The organism is Rickettsia endosymbiont of Cardiosporidium cionae (genome assembly GCF_015476335.1).
In the GTDB taxonomy this organism is placed as follows: domain Bacteria; phylum Pseudomonadota; class Alphaproteobacteria; order Rickettsiales; family Rickettsiaceae; genus JADHZC01.
Genome location: NZ_JADAQY010000013.1, coordinates 1 through 2,374, shown reverse-complemented (window position 1 = coordinate 2,374; position 2,374 = coordinate 1). Strand labels below are relative to the sequence as shown.

Here is a 2,374-nt window from a genome sequence, read left to right as displayed (position 1 = left end):
AAAAAATATAAGAATAAGAGCCTCTACAAAAAGCATCCACCAATTTCCACTAAGAAAATCATTAATTAACCCTTCATCCTTCACTAAATCTAAAAATGGTAGATCAACATATCTTTCAGCTCTACATTCGTAAGGAGAACAAATTGTATCAGGATTATCTGGATTAACACTGTAGCCAGGAATAAAAATATCAGCTTTGCGATCACTAAAATTAGATGCCTTCCAAAATTTTAATAAAGTTATGCCAAATATTTGAATAAATGGCTCCCAACAAACGGCAAAACCAAACATTTTATATATTTGATTCACAATAATTTGACCAAATAATCCAAGGACAGCAAATATAATAATTGGTTGTAGAAAATAGCTGCCAAGTTTTTGCAACCAATTTTCAAAAAAACTCCTGGTAATATCAAATAATAAAAATATTAAAAATATAGGAGCCAAAATAATTAATAATGATATTGCTATATAAGAGGTCAGATAAATAATCACAGCCTTGGCAATTGCAATAAAAAAGACAAATATAGCTACATAAATTAAAGGAATGGTAAAAAGTGCTACAAAAAAATTTGCTGTAATAAGAGACCATATTTTTGCAGTCATTTCACTTGATAAAAAGAAATAAGCCATTTTATCAAAGAAAGCAAAACCATCAATTACTCCTCCTGTTACACTCTTTAAAATTATAGCAATAATTTCTTCAACACCCTTGGTAAAAATTTTAAAAAAATAATTATTAAAAAAATCCCAACTTTTTTCTCCTAAAGATAATTCCGTTATCAACAATAACTTAAATACTCTAGTAATAAATTCCTTTGAAGCAAATTGAGTAATCCCTACAACAAAACTCATGGCAGAAATGATGATAAATATAATCAATATATATCTAAGACTTGCTCTGTATTCATTATCCTTAATTATTCTTATGAATATCGTTTTTGCAGTTTTATCTAATATATTTGTAACTAGTCTTATTACCGATTCGATAGGACCATTAGTATCACGTGATGCTCCATTTTTTACAATAATATTGTAACCACCAGCATTATCTTCATAATAATTATCAAGTATTTTAAAATATAATTTTCCTCCTAAAGTGTCAGAAGATAATCTTTTTTTATAACCACCTAAATTATTTTGGTTACCATGAGCTAAATCATTTCTGTCACCAAGATGAAATACTGTAGCATCAATAGAGGAGGGAGTTATATTTGCTTCTTTCGTGATATTAGGGCTACCAACAGTTGTACTTTTGGGTAGTGCTAAGCCATATAGTCCTATACCTTGTCTAAAAACACAAGGGGCATTATCTATATCAGCATATTTAGCTGGCTTTAATGGATTAGGGCACCAATTAGGGCTTGTACACGTATGATAAAAATTATTTTTAATCTTATTACAAATTGTTGTATCATTGCTAGTACACAACCAACCTGTCCACTCAGAGTACTGATCTGCATGTTCAGGATCCCTTCCTCCCATTACTATTATAAATAGTTCTTCCCCATTAAGTAATAATCCAGAGTCCTCCCAATCTACATATTGACTATTTTTTGTACCTTTAATATTTTTCCCTCTTGCAGAAATTGATAATTTATCAAAGCCATAATCATCAGCAGTTATACAAAATTTCTGTTCTGCACATCCCACCATAACCAAAAGTACAGTAAGTAAAAATTGAAAAACTCCCTTTTGTAGCATAATTTACTGTCCCACTTGGAATGTATCAATTACTTAAAGCAATGTTATAGCTCTATAGTTGTAATATATTACAACTATAGTGACAATTAATTGCCAATATTTGATGCTATTTATAAAATAATTACTACCCATTATGGATGATACGCATATTATCAATCATATATAAAACACAGCACTGTATTTTAAGTTAAATATTATTAATAAAATATGAATAAAATTTACCTATGGCAGGAGAGTATTAATATCTTGGAAAGAAATAGACAATTAATTTTCTGGTGTTTTGATTATTAATTTGATTTCGATTAGATATTTGAACAATTTTATTGACTAAGGCACTATATTGACACTTGTATTAATCTCTGATATCTTTTGCTGGTAGTGGTATTATTATAGTTATGAGGTTGTATTGATAGATTTGTTTGGTATTGTAGATTTTGCATCTGACCTTATCATAAATGATATGATAAATGACGGTAAACGTGAGTCAATTCTTGATAATGATCCTGCAGAATTAAAAAGATTGTCAGAGTTGCCGACGTCGCGTTGGTATGCGGAGAAGTCTGAAAAAATTTGGTACTTAATGGATAAGCAAAGACGTAGTTATGATAATCATTATCTTGGCAGGATAATGAGAGATAAAACTTGTGATGATATGAGCATTTTATCTTGG

Annotated in this window: 2 protein-coding genes; one reads left to right on the top strand and one right to left on the bottom strand. The window is 29.4% G+C overall.

The annotated features are described in order from the left end of the window. Positions 1-1,704: TrbL/VirB6 family protein (locus IHI24_RS04570; protein ID WP_194966886.1), on the bottom strand; the 1,704-nt coding region annotated here is incomplete at its 3' end. A 406-nt stretch (positions 1,705-2,110) separates the two neighbouring features. Between IHI24_RS04570 and IHI24_RS04565 the strand changes: the two genes are divergently transcribed. Next, positions 2,111-2,374, top strand: a 264-nt coding sequence (locus IHI24_RS04565; protein WP_194966885.1) for a hypothetical protein, incomplete at its 3' end; no start/stop codon positions are given.